Genomic DNA, 20,481 nt, shown 5'->3' with positions numbered 1-20,481 from the left:
GGAAATTTACCGTTGCTTTCTGCGCTTATCCGTAGGGTAGGCACATCGTGCCCACGCGTGAACTCGACATCACCTGCGTCGCTAACGCGTGGGCAAAAAAACCTGCCCACCCTACAGGCTCTTCGTATCAACCACCGGCTCGCCTTCCGGGACCGGTGCGCCCTCACCCGGTTGATCCGCCAAAGGCGCTTCAACCACCTCATGCGGCATATCCATTGCAGCATCCAGCTCTTCCGAAATTTCATCCTCATCCGGCTCCTGCTGTTCAGCATCGGCGCTTGGGGCTGCACAGACTTCCAGCAAGCGTGCCTCGACCGTCAAATCGACCTCGTCCCAGCGGATAATATCCAGCTTGACCTGGGTTCCGCGCGCCAGCTGTTGCATGCCTGGCAATTTGATGATCAACGGAATCTCAGCCAGGCGCAGGATTTCATCTTTCAGCACAGCCGCTTCGACCTGGCGCGCTTGCTCCTGCCCCAGCCAGCGCAGGCACCAATAGCGTTCCATGTTCGACTGGAAATCGCCATAACCAGAATACGCAGCATCGAAACCGGAGACGATCGCAAACAGATCGGCATCGCGCGGTTTGAATGGCGCTACCAACGGCGCAGCGACACCACCTTCGACGCAGGCCAGGATCTGCCACTGGTTGACCAGGTCGGTATAACGACGCAAGGGCGAAGTGCTCCAGGCGTATTGATCGACCCCGAGTCCTTGATGCGGCGCGGCGTGGGTGACCATGCGTACCTGCATCTTGGCAGCCCAGCCGCCGCTGCCGCCGCCCTGTGCACGGTAGATGCCCGGCACGCCGTGGTCGGACATCAGCTTGCCCCAGCTGCTGTTGGCAAAGATCATCAATTCGGCGACGATCTTGTCCAGCGGCGCACCGCGCTTGCGGCGCGCGATGGTGACCACGTCGTCTTCTACATAGAAGTTGAAATCGACCCGGTTGTTTTGCTCCGGCCGCAAGCCGAAACTTTCACGCTTGGCCATGCGGCCTTGCTCCAATACCTGTATCCATTTCCACAACACGGCAATGTCAGCCTTGTGCGGATAGTCGCCGGCATCGTTGGCGAGATTTTCTTCAGTCACCAGTTCGTCGAGCGTGTTGTGACGCAGATTGGCTGAAATCGGCACCAGCTCAGCCTTGGTTTCTGTGCCGATCACACTCCAGTCGGCAGGATCAAGCGTGGCGTACAGCGACAGCGCCGGGCAGTTTTTTCCTTCGGCCAAGGTGAACGCTTCTACCAATTCGTCCGGCAACATGGTGATCTTGTCGCCCGGCATATACACGGTCGACATGCGCTGGCGTGCGATCGCGTCCAACGCATCGCCGCGCTTGATACCCAGACCCGGCGCGGCGATATGAATCCCGATCCGCACTTTGCCGTCCGCCAGCGTCTGCACCGACAAGGCATCGTCGATTTCAGTCGTGGTCACATCGTCGATAGAAAATGCTTGCACCGGCGCCAGCGGCAGGTCCGCCACCGCAGGAATCGCGATCTTGGGAAATCCAGAACCTTTCGGGAAAAATTCCAGCAGGAATTTGGAGAGATGCAATTCCTTCGGCGAGGCGATGCCGCCGACCGTCAGCATCAGACGTTGCGGTGAAGTCTGCAATTCGTTGCAAGCGGCCTCCAGCGCCTTATATTCGAGGCTGTTCTTGTCAGGCTTGAACAAGAGCTGCAGCGCCAGCGGCTTCATCACATCAGGCAATTGCCCGGCCTTCAGTTGCTCAACGTATTCGGCCTGGACCAAGGCTTGCTGTCTTTTCTTTTCGATGCCGGCCTGGGCTGCTTTCAGCGAGGCTTCCGGCGCCGCCTTGTAACGGCCCTTACCCTTCTTGTAAAAATAAATCGGCGCTGTGTGCAGGCTTAACAACAAACCCGCAGCTTCCGTCGGCAGCGGTGCATGGCCAAAATATTCCGCGCCCAGTTCGGCGAATCCGAACTCTTCCTGGCCCGCGACTTCCCACAGAAAATCGAGTTCGATCTGTTGCGCGATTTGTTGCGCGTCTTCCAACAATTGCTGCGGTGTCGGCGTGGTGAATTGCAACAACACGTCCTTGGACTTGACCTTGCTGCGCTTGCCCGACTGCAGTTCGACCTGATAGGCCTCGCCTTGCTGCGACAGTACGACACCTGCTTTAAAGTCGCCGGACTCTTCAAAAAATAGATTCATTGCATGCTTTACGTGTGGATTTCTGATGATACCGCTGCCAGCACTTTGTGCTTATTGTGTTTATCTTGCAGCGCCAAATGTTAATAATTGATGAGCCGGATGGATATGCCGGGACAGATCAGAGGCAATGGAAAAATCGGGAGACAACACCTTTATGTCCGGGCGCGCACGCCGCAACTCTTCGATCTCGGGAAAAAATACTTCAGTCACCAGCATGACGCCGGTTTTGCGGCGGAAGGCCGAGCGCCTGGCCCATAAAGGATAAGGAAAACTGTCCTTGCCGCTGGCAACGCACATGCGCCGCACCAACGGATGATCGCCGTACAGGCGGGCAAATTGCAGCTGTCCACGCTGCACCAGCGGATCGCCAAACAACGTGGTGCCGAGTGAGCGCTCACCGAGGGAACCGAAAAAAGGCCATTCCGTAGTCGTCGCGTCGAGTGCCAGCACTGTGTGCCCCAACACCATGGGACGGTCGTCGCAACGTAGCAAGACATCCCGCTCCTGTACCTGAAGACGGCGCGGCAAGCCGATCGACTGCCATTCCTCAGCCAGACACATGGCGCGCTGCTGGCGCAGGCGCTGGACCCGGAACTGCTGGCAATGCGCCATCAGCTTATAGGTCAGCGAGACCCGATCGGTCAGCCAATCGCGCAAATTATCGGAAGGATCGACGCCGTTGGCGTGATCATGCCATTGGGCATGGGTACGGGAACGTGACATCAGGCCCTCGCCGTCGATGCGGGATCGATTGCAATCCCGCAAAATGCCAGCACCGTATCGGCATACTCGGCAAATTCGCTGATGCCATGATCGCTGCCTTGTATCACCTGCTGTCTCGCTTGCGGGTAATGGCCGACCATTTCTTGCCAGTCCAGCACTTCGTCACCGGTGGCGGCAATCAGGAAATAACGCTCCGGCCGTGTAATCTGTTCGATCTGCAAAGCCTGCAATTCGTCGATGTACTTGCGTTTGAACTCAAATGGCTCATCGGAATGATATTGCGTGCTGACGCCGACATATTTTTCCAGGTCGCGCGGCGGCTTGACTGCCGGATTCAGCAACACCGCACGGCAGCCAATCTGCTCAGCCAGCCAGGTGGCGTAGAAGCCGCCCAGCGAGGAACCTATCAGGGTCAGGTCGGCTGGATCGCAAGTCTGGATGCAGTCACGCGCCATCGCTATCGCGGCAGCGGGCGAGGCAGGCAGCTGTGGGCAAAGGTATTCGGCAGATCGCCCCGACTGCTGCATGCGTTCGCCTAGCAGACGAGCCTTGAACGATTGCGGCGAAGAGCGAAAGCCGTGCAGATACAAGATCATTGCAATTCCGGCAATGGTAAAGAAAGTGCAGTCAGGATCTTTTGGTGGACGCCGCCAAAACCGCCGTTGCTCATCACCAGTACCTGATCACCCGGTTCGGCCGCCTTTACTATCGCCGCCACCAGTTGGTCGAGCTGGTCGTAAGTACTCGCTTTGCTGCCAAGTGGCTGCAGCGCAGCTGCCAGGTCCCAGTCCAGCGCATCCTTGCCGGTACCCTTGGTGCCATAGCCGAACACCAGGTCGGCCTCGCTCAGGCTGCCCGGCAGTGCTTCTTTCATGGCGCCCAGTTTCATGGTGTTCGAGCGTGGCTCCAGCACCGCCAGAATCCGTGCCGCGCCTACTTTCTTGCGCAAACCGGCGACCGTGGTGGCGATTGCGGTTGGATGGTGGGCAAAATCGTCGTACACCGCAATCTGGCGGACGCTGCCGCGCAATTCCATGCGCCGTTTAACATTTTCAAAGCGGGACAAGGTGTCGATGGCCTGTGCCGGCGGCACGCCGACGTGGCGGGCGGCGGCAATTGCGGCCAGGGCATTCATGCGGTTATGCTCGCCGCTCAACTCCCACTGCACCGTACCCTGCGGTTCGCCATTGAAGCCTACTTCAAAGTGACCATTGTCTTGGGTGTGCAGCGACCAGCCCTGCTGATCGTGATCGCCGCCGAAAAATTCCTTTTCGCTCCAGCAACCGCGGTCCAGCACGCGTTGCAATGCCGGTTCGCGGCGATTGACGATCAGCCGGCCGACGCCGGGGATGGTGCGGACCAAGTGATGAAATTGCGTTTCGATCGCAGCCAGATCGGGAAAGATGTCGGCATGATCGTATTCGAGGTTATTCAGAATTGCGGTCTTGGCGTGGTAATGGACGAATTTACTGCGCTTATCGAAAAATGCCGTGTCGTACTCATCGGCTTCGATGACAAAGAATGACGACGGCGCTGCGTTAGTCCCTGCGCCGGCCTTACCCGACAAACGCGCCGATATGCCAAAATTCATCGGCACGCCGCCAATCAGAAAACCCGGATCGTAGCCGGCGTCTTCCAGGATCCAGGCCAGCATCGCCGAAGTAGTGGTCTTGCCGTGGGTGCCGGCCACCGCCAGTACCCACTTGTCGCGCAAAATATGCTCGCCGATCCATTGCGGACCCGAGATATAAGGCAAGCCGCGATTCAGGATTTCTTCCATCAGCGGATTGCCACGCACCACAACATTGCCGATTACGTACAAATCCGGCTGTAAAGCGGTTTGTTCAACACCGAAGCCTTGAATCAGAGTAATTCCCTGCTCCTCGAGCTGGGTGCTCATCGGCGGGTACACATTGGCATCGCAGCCGGTGACTTTATGTCCGGCCTGTTTGGCCAGCACCGCCAAACCACCCATAAAGGTGCCGCAGATACCAAGGATATGAATATGCATTCTAGAATTTCACTATGCAGAAAAGAGGAATACCGTGATTTTACCTGAGCGGCCGCCGCACCCGGTAACAGCGCTTGGAAAAAGTGAAACGCAGGAAATGGAATACCGAAAACCGGCAAGTAGTGTCAGATTCTGCTTAGCCGCGTTAGTTGCAAATTCAGTTGCTTATTCAATTACATATTCGTCGGGCAGCAAGACGGGTGCCGTCAAATCGTTTTATCATGCCTGTCATGACATCCAATCTCTCACCTGAACTAGAACAGCTGCGCGCGGAAATTGCCGCGGCAGCAGCCCGCATGATTGCCGAAGACGGCGCCGACTATGGCACTGCGAAGCGCAAAGCGGTGGAACTATGCGTCGGCAGCAAACGAGGCGGCGGTAAAATCCGTGGTGAATTCCTGCCTGATAACGCCCAGATCGAAGACGAAGTGCGTACATATAACGAACTGTTCTTTGCCGACACCCAACCGGCGCGACTCTTGCATTTGCGCCGGATCGCCGCCGAAATCATGGGTGAGCTGACTCAATTTAAGCCTTATCTTACGGGCGCAGTCCTCAACGGCACCGCCGGGGAACACTCGGACATCTATATACATCTGTTTGTCGACAGCCCCAAAGACGTGGAAATTTTCCTTTTTAATAAGAATGTACAATTTGAGCTGTCAACCAGCCCTCCCCTTAAAACCGGCGGTAATAACGATCCGGTGGAAACTGTGAGTTTCATGTATAAAAAAGAGGGGCTGCATCTGACGCTATATGAAACGGACGATTTGCGCGGTAGTATCAGGGCCGCATCCGGTAAACGGGCCGAGCGGGCCGATCTCAATGCGGTACTTGCCCTGATCAATCAAGAAGACAATCAAAAAGAAGATTAATGAAAAGAAATATATTGATATTTGTGCCGATTGCCATTCTATTTTGCGCGATCGGCATTTATTTTGGCGTACAACGCCATACGCCGGCATCCCCGGAAAGCGTGGCGGTAGCCAATCTGCTCGCCCAGGAAATGCCCGACGCCAGCGGCAAGGCCAGTGCATTGTCGCAATGGAAGGGCAAACCCCTGGTCGTCAATTTCTGGGCGACCTGGTGTGCGCCATGTGTGGAAGAGATGCCGGAACTGAATGCGCTGCAAACCGAGATAGCGGCCAAGAATATTCAAATCGTCGGCATCGGTATCGATTCCGCAGATAACATCGCTAAATTTGCAGAAAAATACAAAATCTCTTACCCCTTGTATGTAGCCGGCACTGGCGCTACTGCACTGCTGCGGCAGTTCGGCAACCAGAGCGGCGGCCTGCCCTTTACCGTCTTGATAGGCCGTGATGGCCAGGTAAAAAAAATGTACCTGGGCAGCATTAAATTTGACGAATTACGACAAGATCTGGGATTGCTGTAGCCTTGGCACCCTCGGGAAAAATAATTAACATTGCCCCGCTGAAATTTAACAGAAACAAATTTCCCCTTGCCAGTCAACGTCATTTGACGGCAAAATGCGGCCATCATCGTCAAACGGAGCGCCATCTCCATGGCAAAAAATATACTTCTACTCAACGGACCCAACCTGAATTTACTGGGTACAAGAGAGCCAGAAGTCTACGGCTCGACCACGCTGAGTGACGTCGAGCAAGCAGCACGGGTCCAGGCAACTGCTGCCGGGGCTCGGCTTGAGCACTTCCAAAGCAATCACGAAGGCGCACTGATAGACCGCATCCATGCGGCCAAAACAGAAGGCGTCGACGCTATTGTGATCAACCCCGGTGGGCTTACGCATACCAGCGTAGCCTTGCGCGACGCACTGACGGGAGTAGCAATCCGTTTTGTCGAAGTCCACATCTCGAACATCCACCAGCGAGAAGCATTTCGACATCATTCCTATTTATCGGAAGTCGCGGTGGGTGTCATTTGCGGTTTGGGCGTGGACGGTTATCGCGCCGCAGTTGATTTTGCCATTAAGAAACTCTAGTTGATAGCCCAGTCGCTACGGAGTCTTTGCTGATTCCTTGCAACTGCGCTGAGCTGTCTGTCAAAAAAACGAAAATAGCTTTTCATTAATATATTCTGAAGGATTGCATATGGATTTGAGAAAACTCAAAACGCTGATCGACCTGGTCGCGGAGTCAGACATCGAAGAGCTTGAAGTGACCGAAGGCGAAAGCAAGGTCCGTATCGTCAAGTCGTCTGCATCCCAGCAAAACCAGGTTGTCATGATGCAACCGCAACAACAACACCCGGCCCAATACCAGGTTGCAGCGCCGGTGCCAGTGGCCGTCGCAGCACCGGTGGAACCGGTGTCGGAAGGCCACGTTGTCAAATCGCCAATGGTTGGCACCTTCTACCGTTCATCGGCTCCCGGCTCGCCGGCGTTTGTCGAAGTCGGTTCGGAAGTCAAAGAAGGCGGCACCCTGTGCATCATCGAAGCAATGAAATTGCTGAATGAAATCGAAGCCGATGCTTCTGGCGTAGTGAAGAAGATCCTGGTGGAAAACGGCCAACCGGTCGAATTCGGCCAGCCACTGTTTATTATTGGCTAATTTATCGGCTAATTATTTATTGGCTGATACAGCTCAACCCAGTAGTCTGCACGGCGGCATCCGCGTCATACGGATCTCGCCGTTCCGGTTGTTAATGCAGCGTAATGCAGCGCCGTCTTTCGCTTTCTCCCGCCTTCACGCGGGGCCTGCTTACCCTGCGTTACCAACCCAATGCTTGATAACGCTTAACTTTTAGCGACGCATATACCAATTACTATGTTTGAAAAAATCCTTATCGCCAACCGCGGCGAAATCGCCTTGCGCATCCAACGCGCCTGCCGTGAGATGGGCATCAAAACCGTGATGGTCCATTCCGAGGCTGATCGTGACGCCAAGTATGTGAAACTGGCAGATGAATCGGTCTGTATCGGCCCTGCGCCGTCCAGCCTGAGCTATCTCAACATGCCGGCCATCATCAGCGCCGCAGAAGTCACCGATGCCGAGGCAATCCACCCTGGCTACGGCTTCTTGTCCGAAAATGCCGATTTCGCTGAACGCGTCGAGCAATCAGGCTTTGTCTTCATCGGCCCGCGGCCGGCGAACATCCGCTTGATGGGCGATAAAGTATCTGCCAAACAAGCCATGATCCGTGCCGGCGTGCCTTGTGTTCCGGGCTCTGAAGGCGCGTTGCCGGACGATCCGAAGGAAATCGTCAAGATTGCCCGCAAGATCGGCTATCCGGTCATCATCAAGGCGGCCGGCGGCGGTGGCGGACGCGGCATGCGCGTGGTGCACACCGAAGCGGCGCTGGCCAACGCAGTCGTTATGACCAAGACCGAAGCCGGAGCCGCGTTCGGCAATCCGGAAGTGTATATGGAGAAGTATCTGGAAAATCCGCGCCACGTGGAAATCCAGATCCTCGCCGACCAGTTCAAGAACGCCGTCTGGCTGGGCGAACGCGATTGCTCGATGCAACGCCGCCACCAGAAGGTCATCGAAGAAGCGCCGGCGCCAGGCATTCCGCGCAAGATCATCGAAAAAATCGGCGATCGTTGTGCCGAAGCTTGCCGCAAGATGGATTACCGCGGTGCCGGCACCTTTGAATTCCTGTATGAAAACGGTGAGTTCTACTTCATCGAAATGAATACCCGGGTTCAGGTTGAGCACCCGATCACCGAAATGATCACCGGTATCGATATCGTGCAGGAACAGATTCGTATTGCGGCTGGCGAAAAGCTGCGTTTCCGTCAACGCGACATCCAGCTCTCCGGCCATGCGATCGAATGCCGTATCAACGCTGAAGACCCGTTCAAATTCACGCCATCTCCTGGCAAAATCCTGTCATGGCATGCACCTGGCGGCCCTGGCATCCGGGTTGATTCGCATGCCTATGCAGGCTATTTCGTGCCGCCGCATTATGATTCGATGGTGGGCAAGGTGATTTCTTACGGCGCCACCCGCGAGCAAGCTATCAAGCGGATGCAGATTGCTCTGTCGGAAATGGTAGTGGAAGGCATACAAACCAACATCCAGCTGCATCGCGAGCTGATGATCGACGCCCGTTTCATTGAAGGCGGCACCAACATCCATTATCTGGAACACAAGCTGGCCGAACGGCCGGTGGTGGCGAAAGAAACGGATAAGGCAGTAAAGAAATAAGCGCAGTAAAGAAATATGGATCATCACCTTCGGGTGATCATCCACAACACACAGTAAGGCATCTGATGAGCTGGACCGAAATTGTTATTGAAGTTGCACTGAGCGACGCCGAGACGCTGTCTGATGCGTTGATGGATGCTGGCGCCTTATCGGTTTCGGTAGAAGATGCTGACCTGGGAACCGCCGCTGAACAACCCTTGTTCGGCGAACCCGGCATGGAACCCAAGGAAGCCGCCTGGCAACGTAGCCGGGTGGTGGCTCTGGCCGAGGTCGATGCCGATCATGACGCTATCGTCAGCAACGCCGCCAAAGCTTGCGGCGTCGCGGTCCCGCCCTATTCTTTGCGCCCGGTCGCGGCACAGGACTGGGTGCGCCTGACGCAATCTCAATTTGAACCGATCCATATCGGCAAGAACATCTGGGTGGTGCCTAGCTGGCACGATGCCCCGGACGCCAACGGCCTGATCCTGGAGCTCGATCCGGGCCTGGCTTTCGGTACCGGCAGCCATCCGACCACCCGCCTGTGCATGGAATGGCTGGAAATCCATGTACCGCTGCAGAAGCCGCAATCGGTGCTCGATTACGGTTGCGGTTCGGGGATCCTGGCCATGGTTGCCAAGAAACTCGGCAGCAGCACGGTCATCGGCGTCGATATCGACCCGCATGCGATCGATGCCGCGCGTTACAACAGCGAACGCAATCATTGCGACGTCGCCTATTATCTGCCGGAAGATTTCAGCACCCGGAGCCCACTGCAGGTATTCGATATCGTGGTGGCCAACATCCTGTCCGGCCCGCTCAAGCTGATGGCGCCGATGCTGTGCAGCCGCATCGCGGCCGGCGGCAGCCTGACCCTGTCCGGCGTGCTGGCAGAACAGGCAGATGACGTCATTGCCGCCTACGCGCAGTGGATTCCATTGACCGTCTGGGCAGAACAAGACGGCTGGGTAGCGTTGTCCGGAAGCCTGAAGTAAGCAGCACGCCATGGCGCTCGCGACCCAATGTCCGCATTGTCAAACTACCTTTCGGGTCGCCAATGACCAGCTGAAGCTGCGCGGCGGCCTGGTTCGCTGCGGCAGCTGCCGCGAAGTCTTCAACGGTATCGAACACCTGGTGCGGCCCGATGTGACAACTCCATTGGCAGCACCGGTGACGACCCAAGCAGCGGCGCCAGAGCAAGAAATCAACACCGTTCAAACCCATGCCGTCGTCGCTGATAAAGCGGCCTTGGCAGAACCACGGCATGGCGAATCATTGCCCGCTGCCGCCTCTGCCGTTCACATTGCACCGCAGCCGGTTCACGAGCAACAGCCGGAGCATCTGCCGGCGACCGAGGCGGCAGTCGTGGCTGCTACCGATCACCCGCTACCGGCGATTAGCATTAGCGAGCCCTTCATCGTCAGCGCACCCGAAACGAGGACCACAACTTCGGATCGGGTAGAAGCCGCAATTGATGGTCTCGAAGAAGATTTACGCATTGCTGAAGAAACCAGTCAATCGGCGCCAGCCGATGTGCATCACACGCCATTCGGCTTGATCAAGCCATCCGCTCCCACCGATCCGGACGAACCGACAAGCAGTTCGCCGCCGCCGAATGTCTGGCATCGTCATGTAGACGATAGCGATAGCGATAACGATGACGAAGACAATCAGATGGCGCGCATGACCTTGATGCACGTTGCCGGACAAGACGATTACCCGCTGACGGCAAAAGCCGGCGCGAAAGATGGCACCGCACACACCGACGACGACGATGAGCTCGACCGCATCATCGACGAGCTTCAACGTAAGCCATGGCGCGGTGAAAAGAACGCCGCTGCTGCAGCCTCCTTGAACTCGACTGAAGGCAACGAAAACAGCAGCAAGAAGAACAGCCGCGAGAGAACTGCCGAACCCGAGCTGGACGCCAGCGATGAACCTGACTTCGTCCTGAGCGCACGACGCAGGCAGCGCCTCGGCGGCCCGCTACGCGGTGCCATGTGGGGCATAGGCGCACTATTGTTGATTGGACTGGTTGGGCAGTCGACCTATTTTTTCCGTGACCAGCTGGCCGCACGCATGCCGCAACTCAAGCCGGCGCTGGTCAGCGCCTGCGCGAAAATCGGCTGTACGGTTGATCTGCCCATGAAAATCGACAGTATTTCGATCGAGGCCAATGAGCTGCAGGCAGTGGATCCGGCGCGCAATCTGTATTCACTCAACCTGTTGCTGCGCAATCGCAGCGACACCGTGCAAGCGTGGCCCAACATCGAGCTGACCTTGAACGATGCGAATGAGAAGGCAATAGTGCGACGGGTATTTGCACCTCACGATTATTTGAACGCATCGGCCAGCTCGGCTCAAGGCTTCGGCAGTGACCAGGAACAGCCTGTGAAACTGGGGTTTGAGTTATTGCAGCTGAAGGCATCCGGTTACCGGGTATATCTGTACTATCCATAATGCTAAACTCGTAGATGTTGTGAATTCCCCCGTGGGCACAGGTGTCCACCCCACGTTTAAACTTTGCTCCACAAAATAAACTATGTCCTCTCTCATCTGCGGTTCATTGGCATTCGACGTCATCATGCAATTCCCGGGACGCTTCTCGGATTCGCTGCTGGCGGATCAATTGCATAAAATCAGCGTCTCGTTCCTGGTGCCAACCATGCGCCGCGACTTTGGCGGCTGTGCCGGCAATATCGCCTACAACCTGAAGCTGCTGGGTGGTGATCCGCAAATCATGGCCACCGTCGGCCACGATGGCGGCGATTACCTTGAGAGACTGGATCGACAAGGCATTTCGCGCAAAACCGTGCGCACCATCGAGTCGATCTACACTGCGCAATGTTTCATTACCACCGACATCGACAATAACCAGATCGCCGCCTTCCATCCAGGCGCGATGACCTACTCGCACGAAAATAAAGTGGCCGATGCCGGTCCGGTCAAACTGGCGATCGTGGCGCCGGACGGCCGCGACGGCATGCTGCAACATGCTGCCGACTGCGTGGCGCAAGGCATCCCGCTGATCTTCGATCCGGGCCAGGGCATGCCGATGTTCAACGGCGACGAACTGAAGCAGTTCATCGAACTCGCAACCTACATCGCCATGAATGATTACGAAGCCGAGATGCTGGCTTCACGCACCGGCTTGTCGCTGCCGCAAATTGCCGAGCGCGTATCGGCGTTGATAGTCACTCGCGGCGAACTCGGCGCGGAGATATTTACCGCCGGCGGAAAAATCGACATTCCTTGCGTTAAGGCCGAACAAGTGCTGGATCCTACCGGTTGCGGCGACGCCTTCCGTGCCGGCATGCTGTACGGCCTGAGCAATGGCATGGACTGGGCCACCACCGGCCGTCTCTCCAGTTTGTTAGGCAGCATCAAGATTGCCCATCAAGGCCCGCAGAATCACACACCGAGCCGCGCCGAAATCGATGATCGATTCCATCGTGAATTTGGTTACCGATTGTAAAAGTAGCACATCAATTCCTATACTCCCAACCGATACTGGGCGGGGTATAGGAAAAAAATTGATAAATCTCAGGCTTATTTTTTAAATTATCCGAGCATACTCCCCGGTTATCACCAAATTCACGTGATACATCTTGCCCTTCCCAAGCTGAACTTATCTGCTAGGCTTATATCCAATTGGCATTGGAGCGATGGACGGAGGGCATCATGAAAAAACGACTTTTAACCGGCGTAGCACTGCTTGGCGCAACCTTGTTGCTGGGCGGCTGTGTGGCCTATCCATACGGCGCATACGCTGGCGACCCATATTATGGCGGCGGTTATTACGGTGGCGGCTACTATGCTCCGGCACCTGTTTATGTGGCACCAAGCGTCGACATCGGCTTTGGCTACTCGCGTGGTTGGGGCGGCGGCAGGGGCTGGGGTGGCAGAGGCTGGGGCGGCGGTGGCGGCTGGCATGGCGGTCACTAAGCGGCTTGTCACTCGCGCATTCTTCTGAACATGTGATTGGACAACTCTGCGATCTCGACGCATGATGCTACCTATCTTTAACCAGGAGTCCTCATGAAACGATTGATTGCCGCTTTATTGGTTTGCGGTTCAGTTGCAGCACCGGCCTTTGCCGCTCTCAAGGCCGGTCAGCAAGCGCCTGCGTTTACCACGCAGGCCTCTATCGGTGGCAAGGTATTCAGCTACTCGCTGGCCGACGAGTTGAAAAAAGGTCCGGTGGTGCTGTACTTTTATCCGGCCGCATTCACCAAGGGTTGCACCATTGAGGCCCACATGTTTGCCGACGCGGTCGACAAGTACAAAGCGCTCGGTGCTACCGTGATCGGAGTTTCCGCCGACAACATCGACACCCTCAACAAATTTTCCGTCAGCGAATGCCGCAGCAAATTCCCGGTTGCCGCCGATCAGGATCAAAGCATCATGAAATCGTACGATTCCGTGCTGCTCTACAAAACCAGCTACGCCAACCGGGTATCGTATGTAATCGCTCCCAACGGCAACATCATCTACGAATACAGCAGCATGGATCCGGACAAGCATGTCAGCAATACGCTGCAGGCGCTGGAACAGTGGAGCGCCAAACAGAAGAAGTGACGTAACAATAGAAATAAAAAAGCGCGCTTGTGACAGCGCGCTTTTTTTACGATTTTCAATCAGGCCGCGGTCATTCGCCGATGCGCTTCAAGATTCGGCAGGAACGCTGCCAACAAGCCGATCAAGGGCAGGAAAGAGCAAACCTGATACACAAAACGGATGCTCGTCATGTCCGCCAGTTGACCCAAGGCGGCAGCACCGATACCGCCCATCCCGAAAGCAAACCCGAAGAACAATCCTGACACGGTGCCAACTTTGCCAGGCACCAGCTCTTGGGCGAATACCAGAATTGCCGAGAATGCAGAAGCCAGGATGACGCCGATCACTACCGTCAGCACGCCGGTCCAGAACAGATTGGCATACGGCAGCATGAGGGTAAATGGCGCAACGCCCAGAATCGATACCCATATCACCAGCTTGCGCCCAACCTTGTCGCCGATCGGGCCACCCAGCACGGTACCGGCAGCCACCGCGAACAAGAATACAAACAAATGCAGCTGCGCCGACTGTACCGACAGCTGGAATTTATCGATCAGGTAAAACGTGAAATAGCTGCTCAGGCTGGCCATGTAAAAATATTTCGAGAAAACCAGCATCAGCAAGATACCGATCGAAAACATGACCTTCTTGGGCGGTAGCGCCACATAGTGCTGCTTTGCTTTAGCCGGCTTGCCTTTCGCCTCCATGCGCTTGCGCTTGTACCAGTTACCGATCTGCCACAGCACCACAATCGCCAGCAATGCCGCTGCTGAAAACCAGGCGATGCTGGTCTGTCCGTGCGGAATCACAATCCATGCCGCCAGCAACGGCCCCATGGAACTGCCGGCATTGCCGCCGACCTGGAATATCGATTGCGCCAGACCATGGCGGCCGCCGGAAGCCATGCGCGCCACGCGCGACGATTCTGGATGGAAGATGGATGAACCGGTGCCGACCAGGGCCGCCGCAAACAGCAATATGCCGTAGCTGGGCGCGACCGACAAAATCAGCAGACCGACCAAGGTAAAGCCCATTCCCAACGCCAGCGAATACGGCTTGGGATGTTTGTCGGTGTACAGCCCCACCAGCGGTTGCAAGATCGATGCGGTAATTTGATAAGTCAGGGTAATCAGGCCGATCTGCGCGAAGCTGAGATTGAAATTACCTTTCAGCAGCGGATAGATCGACAAGATCAGCGACTGGATCATGTCATTCAGGAAATGGGCAAAACTGATGGCGCCCAATACGCGAAAACCGGTTTTTTCGGCATCGTGCGATCCCAGCGCGGGGGAAATCTGCTTGGCAGCGGTTTGCATGGTGATGGAATGGCTAGTTGGAATAAGGCGCAAATGAGATGAAAAACGGCCTGGTCAGGCGCGGCAATAGCTCTTTCTATAACTCTTCCTCATTTGCAAGACATCAGTGTAAGCAAAAAAAATGAGACTGTTTTAAGATAGAAAGACATAATTTGTCGTGTTTCTGCCATTTTGTCCTTCTGTCACCATGCCCGTAAAAATACTTACCCATACCAGGATCGGCCTGGTGGACGTCGTGCCGGATGCGCAGCACCCGGTACGCCTGCGCGCGCGCGACCTTGCCGCCGCTGAATTGCTGAGCGCCCATTCTCATCCCTGGGGCCAGGTCACCTATGCCCCGGAAGGCGTATTACGGGTGAGCGTGGGCAACAGCACCTGGATCGTGCCACCGCTGCGGGCCATCTGGATTCCGCCGTACGTCGAGCATGAAATGGCGACCATCGAAAAATCGCAGTTGAGGGCCTTGTACGTCCATCCCGATGCAGCGCCGTTCCACGGCCAGGAATGCATCGTGCTGGAAGTGTCGAGCTTGTTGCGCGAACTGATCGTCGCGCTGTCGCAAGCCGATGACGACAGCCTGCGTGAATCACTGCTCAGCCAATTGATACTGGATGAACTGGCCGAGGCAAGCACGCCCGGCATACGCATCGCGCTGCCGACCGAAAAACGTCTGCAGGCGATCTGCCAGGCGCTGCTGCAAGCACCAGACTCAAGCAAGACGCTGGCGGACTGGTCAGAGCAGGTTGGCGCCTCGGAGAGAACCTTGGCGCGCCTGTTCGAACGCGACCTGGGAATGACTTTCGGTCAATGGCGGCAGCAGATCAGGCTGGCGCATGCAGCGCCGATGATCGCGCGCGGCATGCCGCTGTCGCTGGTGGCGGCCGAACTGGGCTACGCCAGCCAGTCGGCTTTTTCCGCCATGTTCCGGAAAACCTTCGGGCAGTCGCCGTCGACTTTCTTCGCTCCGAAAAAAATTAGCCAGGCGGCCAATCGGCAGAGTTAACTGGATTAGCTCCGAGCCAGGTGCAACTGGCGCAGCTGCGCCTGCAACGACGGGCTGGCTGCTGTCATCGGTGCGCGCAGCTCGTCGCGTATCCACCCCTGCTGCGCCAGCAAGGCCTTCACCGGCCCCGGACTTGGCTCAGCAAACATCAGCCGAATCAGCGGCGCCAGTTCATGGAAAATGGCGCGGGCGTCGTGCAAGCGCTGTTCGACAACTGCGCGGTACAGCGCCACGAAACGTTGCGGAGACACGTGGGCCGCCGCCGAGATTGCGCCGCTGCCACCCATGCACAGGCTGTTGAAGATGTTGATGTCTTCTCCCGCCAGCACTTGCAGGCGGCCGTCTGCGATCAGGGCCTGGGTGGTGGCTATCGATCCGCTGCAATCTTTCACCGCCTGTATCTGCGGATGAGCGGCCAGTGTCAACAGGGTCTGCAGTTCGATCTGCACGCCAGTGCGATAGGGAATATCGTACAGCACCAGCGGCACCGGACTGGCGTCGGCCAGGCGGGTGAAGTGATCGATAATGCCTTGCTGTGACGGCCGCACATAATAAGGTGCGGGAATCAAAAAGCCGGCGATATTCCGTTCGCTGAACTGCTGCAGGTTTTGGTGCAACTGTCCGCTATGGTTACCGCCCAGACCAACGATGACCGGCAAACCGCCCGCGGCATCGAGTACGGTGTGCACCACCGCCTGTTGCTCAAGCTGATCCAGCGCGGCGGCTTCGCCGGTGGTGCCGAGCGCCACCAGTCCGCTCACGCCTGCTTCGGCATAATGACGCACCAGCTTGCGCAAAGCCGGATGATCGACTTGGCCATCGGAAAAAGGGGTGACCAGCGCTACCCAGATACCAGTAAAAATTGACATCACAACACTCCTGAAAAAAATTGCCGAATTGACCGTCATGGGTCCGTTCAGAAGTGCGAAGGAGCTTGCGTGCGGGAGGGATTTATCCGAGAGCCTGCTGTTCCGTCGCCCATCTGACGGAACAGCGAGCTCCGGTCAGATGAGCTGCTGTTTTTTTGCTTTGACTACGCGGCACAATGCCACCGCACCGCGGTCGGCAGGCTGGCATGTGGAATAAGAATTCTGCGTTGTCATGGTTGATGATTTTAATACATAAGTTGATACATAAGCTGATTTTCAGCTTAACGCTTATTGAGGAACGGTATCCTTGAACGACTGGCGTTCAGACAACTTTTCAAACAGCTTGGCCAAAGTCGGATAGTCTTCGCGCCAGGTAATTTCCGGGAAGCGGAAGCTGAGCCAACCCAGCGCGCAACCAACCGCAACATCGGCCAGCGAATAATGGGTACCGGAGCAGAATGGCTTTTCCGCCAAACCCGCCGCCATCGCTTTCAGACCGGCGTCGATCTTGCGTTGTTGACGATCGATCCAGGCTTGGCTGCGTAATTCTTCAGGGCGCAGGTTGTTTTCCAGGCGGATCAGCACGCCGGCATCCAGCACGCCATCGGCCAGCGCTTCCCAGCATTTCACTTCGGAGCGCTCACGGCTGTTAATCGGGATTAATTTGCCAACCGGTGTCAAGGTGTCAAGATATTCGACGATCACGTGCGAATCGAACATGGCGCCGCCATCTTCCATCACCAGGCAAGGTACCTTGCCCAACGGATTGGAAGCCTGGATCTTGGTGTCGGCAGCCCACACATCGTCCAGCACAAAGTCGTAATCAAGCTTCTTTTCCGCCATGACAACACGAACTTTGCGAACAAAAGGACTACCCAAGGAACCGATCAACTTCATATGTCACTTATTGTAAAAAATGTTGGCTGATTATAGCATTCGCCCCCTGCCACTTTGTTCATCGCCGATCCTGTCTGTGTGCAAAGCGGCATATTTACCACGGTGCCAATGGTAAAATTCGGTTTAGCTTGTTTTTGCCTTGCGTTGTTGCCAGACGTTGTTGCTAGAATTTCAGATTGGTTTTCTTATGCACCTGCAGCGATGTTGTGCAGTTGCAAAACAGAAACAACTGGCACGCCAGCCCTATCTTCACTCACCTCTATAGTCACCATTATCATGTCTCTTACCACGCTTTCCGCCCTGTCCCCGCTGGATGGCCGCTACGCCGCCAAAACCGATAAGCTGCGCCCGATCCTGTCTGAGGCTGGTTTCATGCACCATCGGGTCAAGGTTGAAATCGCCTGGCTGCAAGCGCTGTCGAGTGCCGGCTTTGCCGAGATCAAACCCTTCTCCGCCAGCGCCAATGCGCTGCTCGACAAACTGGCAAGCGATTTCACCGAAGCTGATGCAGAACGCATCAAGGCCATCGAAGCCGTCACCAACCACGACGTCAAAGCGGTCGAGTACTGGCTCAAGGAACAAGTCAAGGACGTGCCGGAACTGGTCGCAGCATCTGAATTCATCCACTTCGCCTGTACCTCGGAAGACATCAACAACACGTCCCACGGCATGATGCTGAAAGCGGCGCGTGATACCGTGCTGCTGCCAGCCTTGCAACAAGTGATCGCCAAGCTGACTGAACTGGCGCACACCAATGCCGATTTGCCGATGATGTCGCGCACCCACGGCCAGCCAGCCAGCCCGACTACGCTCGGCAAGGAAATGGCCAACGTCGTGGCGCGCTTGCAACGTGCGGTGAAACGTATCGCTGCCGTGGAAATCCTGGGCAAGATGAACGGCGCAGTCGGCAACTACAATGCCCACCTGTCGGCCTATCCCGACTTCGACTGGGAAAATTTCTCGAAGAATGTGATCGAACAGCGCCTGGGCCTGGTGTTCAATCCCTATACCATCCAGATCGAACCGCATGACTACATGGCCGAACTGTTCGATGCCATCAGCCGCAGCAACACCATCCTGCTCGACTTGAATCGCGATATCTGGGGTTACATCTCGCTGGGCTTTTTCAAGCAACGCACCAAAGCTGGTGAAATCGGTTCGTCGACCATGCCGCACAAGGTCAACCCGATCGATTTCGAGAACTCCGAAGGCAACCTGGGCATGGCCAACGCCGTGCTCAAGCACATGTCGGAAAAGCTGCCGCTGTCGCGCTGGCAGCGTGACCTGACCGACTCCACCGTATTGCGCAATATCGGTGTCGGCCTCGGTTACGCGATCCTGGCTTACGATAGCTGCCTGCGCGGCTTGAACAAGCTGGAAGTCAATCCGGGCCGTCTGGCGGAAGATCTGGATGCAACCTGGGAAGTGCTGGCCGAGCCGGTGCAAACCGTGATGCGCCGCTACGGCATCGAGAATCCGTACGAGCAGCTGAAAGAGCTGACGCGTGGCAAAGGCATCTCCAAAGATGCACTGCGCGAGTTCATCCTCAAGCTGGAAATCCCGCAGGAAGCCAAAGACCATCTGCTGGCCATGACGCCGTCCAACTACATCGGACATGCGGCATTGCTGGCGAAGAAAATCTAAAGCCCGGCACCCGACGTTCATTTCGTCAGACCCAAAAAAAACCAGCCCGAAGGCTGGTTTTTTTTATAACCGCAACGCCTTACACTACGGCGCCGTCAGTCTCGTCTTTTTCCTTGATCGGCTTGATCATGTCTTCACGTTTGACGCCCAGCCACATTGCCACAGCCGCCGCCACGAACACCGAAGAGTAGATACCGAACAGAATACCGATAGTCAGCGCCAGTGCGAAGTAATGCAATGCCGGGCCGCCGAACACGAACATCGACAACACCATGATTTCAGTACTGCCGTGGGTGATGATGGTACGGGAAATCGTGCTGGTGATCGCATGGTTCATGACATCCGAAACCGCCAGCTTGCCGAAGCGGCGATCACGGAAAGTTTCGCGCACCCGGTCGAACACCACCACCGACTCATTCACCGAATAACCCAATACCGCCAGGATCGCCGCCAATACCGTCAGCGAGAATTCCCATTGGAAGAATGCGAAGAAGCCGAGAATGATCACCACGTCATGCAAGTTGGCGATAATCGCCGCTACCGCATATTTCCATTCGAAGCGGATGGCCAGGTAAATCATGATGCCGATCACCACAAACAGCAGCGCCATCAAACCATCATGCGCCAGTTCGTCACCCACCTGCGGTCCGACGAACTCGGTGCGCTTCAGCTGGACATCGGGTTCCTGCTGCTGCAAGGCTTTCAGTACGGTCGCGCTTTGCGCATTGGAATTTTCACCTTTTTTTGCCGGCAGGCGAATCATCACATCTTGCGCGGTGCCGAAATTGGTGACCTGGTTATCGGTATAACCAATACCCTCAACCGTCTTGCGTATGCCCTCGATATTGGCCGGCTTGCTGTAGGCGACTTCGATTACCGTACCGCCGGTAAACTCGATCGACAGATGCAGGCCCTTCGAGAACAGGAAGAATACGGCAAATACAAACGTCAGCGCCGAAATCGCATTGAATATCAATGCATGGCGCATGAACGGAATATCTTTTTTGATACGGAAAAGTTCCATCACATTCCTTTTGGTTCACTGTGGCCGCAGCTTAAAGCGACCTCGAATAACTGCTTCAGCGTCATTCCCGCGCACGCGGGAATCCATTTTATTCAGTAAACTGGATTCCCCACCTTGGTGCCCGCGTTCGCGGGGATGACGAATTTT

At 56.1% G+C, this 20,481-nt stretch carries 20 protein-coding genes; 12 read left to right on the top strand and 8 right to left on the bottom strand.

Annotation, left to right across the window (positions count from 1 at the left end; genetic code table 11):
• Positions 1-111: 111 nt before the first annotated feature.
• Genes KHU29_RS05610 through mpl form a run of 4 tightly spaced genes read right to left on the bottom strand, consistent with a single transcriptional unit; the run spans position 112 to position 4,915 of the window.
• Positions 112-2,181, bottom strand: coding sequence for a ribonuclease catalytic domain-containing protein (locus tag KHU29_RS05610; RefSeq protein WP_211451699.1), 2,070 nt, complete (start codon positions 2,179-2,181; stop codon positions 112-114).
• Between the two features lie 60 nt (positions 2,182-2,241).
• Positions 2,242-2,904: a chorismate--pyruvate lyase family protein gene (locus KHU29_RS05605; protein ID WP_211451698.1), complete on the bottom strand. Its 663-nt coding sequence runs from the start codon at positions 2,902-2,904 to the stop codon at positions 2,242-2,244.
• A complete protein-coding gene (locus tag KHU29_RS05600; protein WP_211451697.1) occupies positions 2,904-3,500 on the bottom strand; it encodes a YqiA/YcfP family alpha/beta fold hydrolase in 597 nt (198 codons plus the stop codon). The genes KHU29_RS05605 and KHU29_RS05600 overlap by 1 nt, the downstream gene beginning before the upstream one ends.
• The gene (mpl, locus tag KHU29_RS05595) at positions 3,497-4,915 is read right to left on the bottom strand and encodes a UDP-N-acetylmuramate:L-alanyl-gamma-D-glutamyl-meso-diaminopimelate ligase (RefSeq protein WP_211451696.1); all 1,419 of its coding nucleotides are present in this window, start codon (positions 4,913-4,915) and stop codon (positions 3,497-3,499) included. Before mpl ends, KHU29_RS05600 begins: the two co-directional genes overlap by 4 nt.
• Before the next feature lie 221 nt (positions 4,916-5,136).
• Here mpl and KHU29_RS05590 point away from each other — a divergent pair, with 221 nt between their 5' ends.
• The 10 genes from KHU29_RS05590 (at position 5,137) to KHU29_RS05545 (ending at position 13,602) form a co-directional block, all read left to right on the top strand.
• Positions 5,137-5,790 (top strand): hypothetical protein, encoded by a 654-nt coding sequence (locus KHU29_RS05590; protein WP_211451917.1) that lies wholly within the window; start codon positions 5,137-5,139, stop codon positions 5,788-5,790.
• Positions 5,790-6,311, top strand: a complete 522-nt coding sequence (locus KHU29_RS05585) for a TlpA family protein disulfide reductase (protein WP_211451695.1) — start codon at positions 5,790-5,792, stop codon at positions 6,309-6,311. The genes KHU29_RS05590 and KHU29_RS05585 overlap by 1 nt, the downstream gene beginning before the upstream one ends.
• Positions 6,312-6,440: 129 nt before the next feature.
• Positions 6,441-6,878: a type II 3-dehydroquinate dehydratase gene (gene aroQ, locus KHU29_RS05580; RefSeq protein ID WP_211451694.1), complete on the top strand. Its 438-nt coding sequence runs from the start codon at positions 6,441-6,443 to the stop codon at positions 6,876-6,878.
• Positions 6,879-6,987: 109 nt separating this feature from the next.
• The gene (gene accB / locus KHU29_RS05575) at positions 6,988-7,446 is read left to right on the top strand and encodes an acetyl-CoA carboxylase biotin carboxyl carrier protein (RefSeq protein ID WP_211451693.1); all 459 of its coding nucleotides are present in this window, start codon (positions 6,988-6,990) and stop codon (positions 7,444-7,446) included.
• Positions 7,447-7,662: 216 nt separating this feature from the next.
• A complete protein-coding gene (gene accC / locus KHU29_RS05570; protein ID WP_211451692.1) occupies positions 7,663-9,045 on the top strand; it encodes an acetyl-CoA carboxylase biotin carboxylase subunit in 1,383 nt (460 codons plus the stop codon).
• 65 nt (positions 9,046-9,110) lie between these two features.
• The gene (gene prmA / locus KHU29_RS05565) at positions 9,111-10,019 is read left to right on the top strand and encodes a 50S ribosomal protein L11 methyltransferase (protein WP_211451691.1); all 909 of its coding nucleotides are present in this window, start codon (positions 9,111-9,113) and stop codon (positions 10,017-10,019) included.
• Between the two features lie 10 nt (positions 10,020-10,029).
• Positions 10,030-11,484, top strand: coding sequence for a DUF3426 domain-containing protein (locus KHU29_RS05560; protein WP_211451690.1), 1,455 nt, complete (start codon positions 10,030-10,032; stop codon positions 11,482-11,484).
• Between the two features lie 82 nt (positions 11,485-11,566).
• On the top strand, positions 11,567-12,499 hold the full coding sequence (locus tag KHU29_RS05555) for a carbohydrate kinase family protein (protein ID WP_211451689.1): 933 nt from the start codon (positions 11,567-11,569) through the stop codon (positions 12,497-12,499).
• 206 nt (positions 12,500-12,705) lie between these two features.
• A complete protein-coding gene (locus KHU29_RS05550) occupies positions 12,706-12,969 on the top strand; it encodes a hypothetical protein (protein WP_211451688.1) in 264 nt (87 codons plus the stop codon).
• Between the two features lie 93 nt (positions 12,970-13,062).
• Positions 13,063-13,602: a peroxiredoxin gene (locus KHU29_RS05545; protein ID WP_211451687.1), complete on the top strand. Its 540-nt coding sequence runs from the start codon at positions 13,063-13,065 to the stop codon at positions 13,600-13,602.
• Between the two features lie 59 nt (positions 13,603-13,661).
• Here the strand turns inward: KHU29_RS05545 and KHU29_RS05540 are convergent, their stop codons facing one another.
• Positions 13,662-14,897: an MFS transporter gene (locus tag KHU29_RS05540; protein ID WP_211451686.1), complete on the bottom strand. Its 1,236-nt coding sequence runs from the start codon at positions 14,895-14,897 to the stop codon at positions 13,662-13,664.
• A 187-nt stretch (positions 14,898-15,084) separates the two neighbouring features.
• Here KHU29_RS05540 and KHU29_RS05535 point away from each other — a divergent pair, with 187 nt between their 5' ends.
• On the top strand, positions 15,085-15,900 hold the full coding sequence (locus tag KHU29_RS05535; RefSeq protein ID WP_211451685.1) for an AraC family transcriptional regulator: 816 nt from the start codon (positions 15,085-15,087) through the stop codon (positions 15,898-15,900).
• A 5-nt stretch (positions 15,901-15,905) separates the two neighbouring features.
• On the opposite strand, the gene dapA is transcribed toward KHU29_RS05535, so the two are convergent.
• Together dapA and KHU29_RS05525 are read right to left on the bottom strand one after the other, a co-directional pair.
• Positions 15,906-16,769: a 4-hydroxy-tetrahydrodipicolinate synthase gene (dapA, locus tag KHU29_RS05530; RefSeq protein ID WP_211451684.1), complete on the bottom strand. Its 864-nt coding sequence runs from the start codon at positions 16,767-16,769 to the stop codon at positions 15,906-15,908.
• A gap of 288 nt (positions 16,770-17,057) precedes the next feature.
• The gene (locus KHU29_RS05525; protein WP_211451683.1) at positions 17,058-17,666 is read right to left on the bottom strand and encodes a glutathione S-transferase C-terminal domain-containing protein; all 609 of its coding nucleotides are present in this window, start codon (positions 17,664-17,666) and stop codon (positions 17,058-17,060) included.
• A gap of 276 nt (positions 17,667-17,942) precedes the next feature.
• On the opposite strand from KHU29_RS05525, the gene purB reads away from it, so the two are divergent.
• A complete protein-coding gene (gene purB / locus KHU29_RS05520; RefSeq protein WP_211451682.1) occupies positions 17,943-19,310 on the top strand; it encodes an adenylosuccinate lyase in 1,368 nt (455 codons plus the stop codon).
• 79 nt (positions 19,311-19,389) lie between these two features.
• Here purB and secF read toward each other — a convergent pair whose 3' ends face one another.
• Entirely contained in the window at positions 19,390-20,334 is a 945-nt protein-coding gene (secF, locus tag KHU29_RS05515; RefSeq protein ID WP_211451681.1) for a protein translocase subunit SecF, read from the bottom strand.
• Positions 20,335-20,481 lie beyond the last annotated feature (147 nt).

Source organism: Collimonas antrihumi, from assembly GCF_018304965.1.
GTDB classification, from domain to species: domain Bacteria; phylum Pseudomonadota; class Gammaproteobacteria; order Burkholderiales; family Burkholderiaceae_D; genus Collimonas; species Collimonas antrihumi.
Note: the sequence above shows the minus strand (reverse complement) of the source record. Positions and strands in the feature narration are given on the sequence as shown.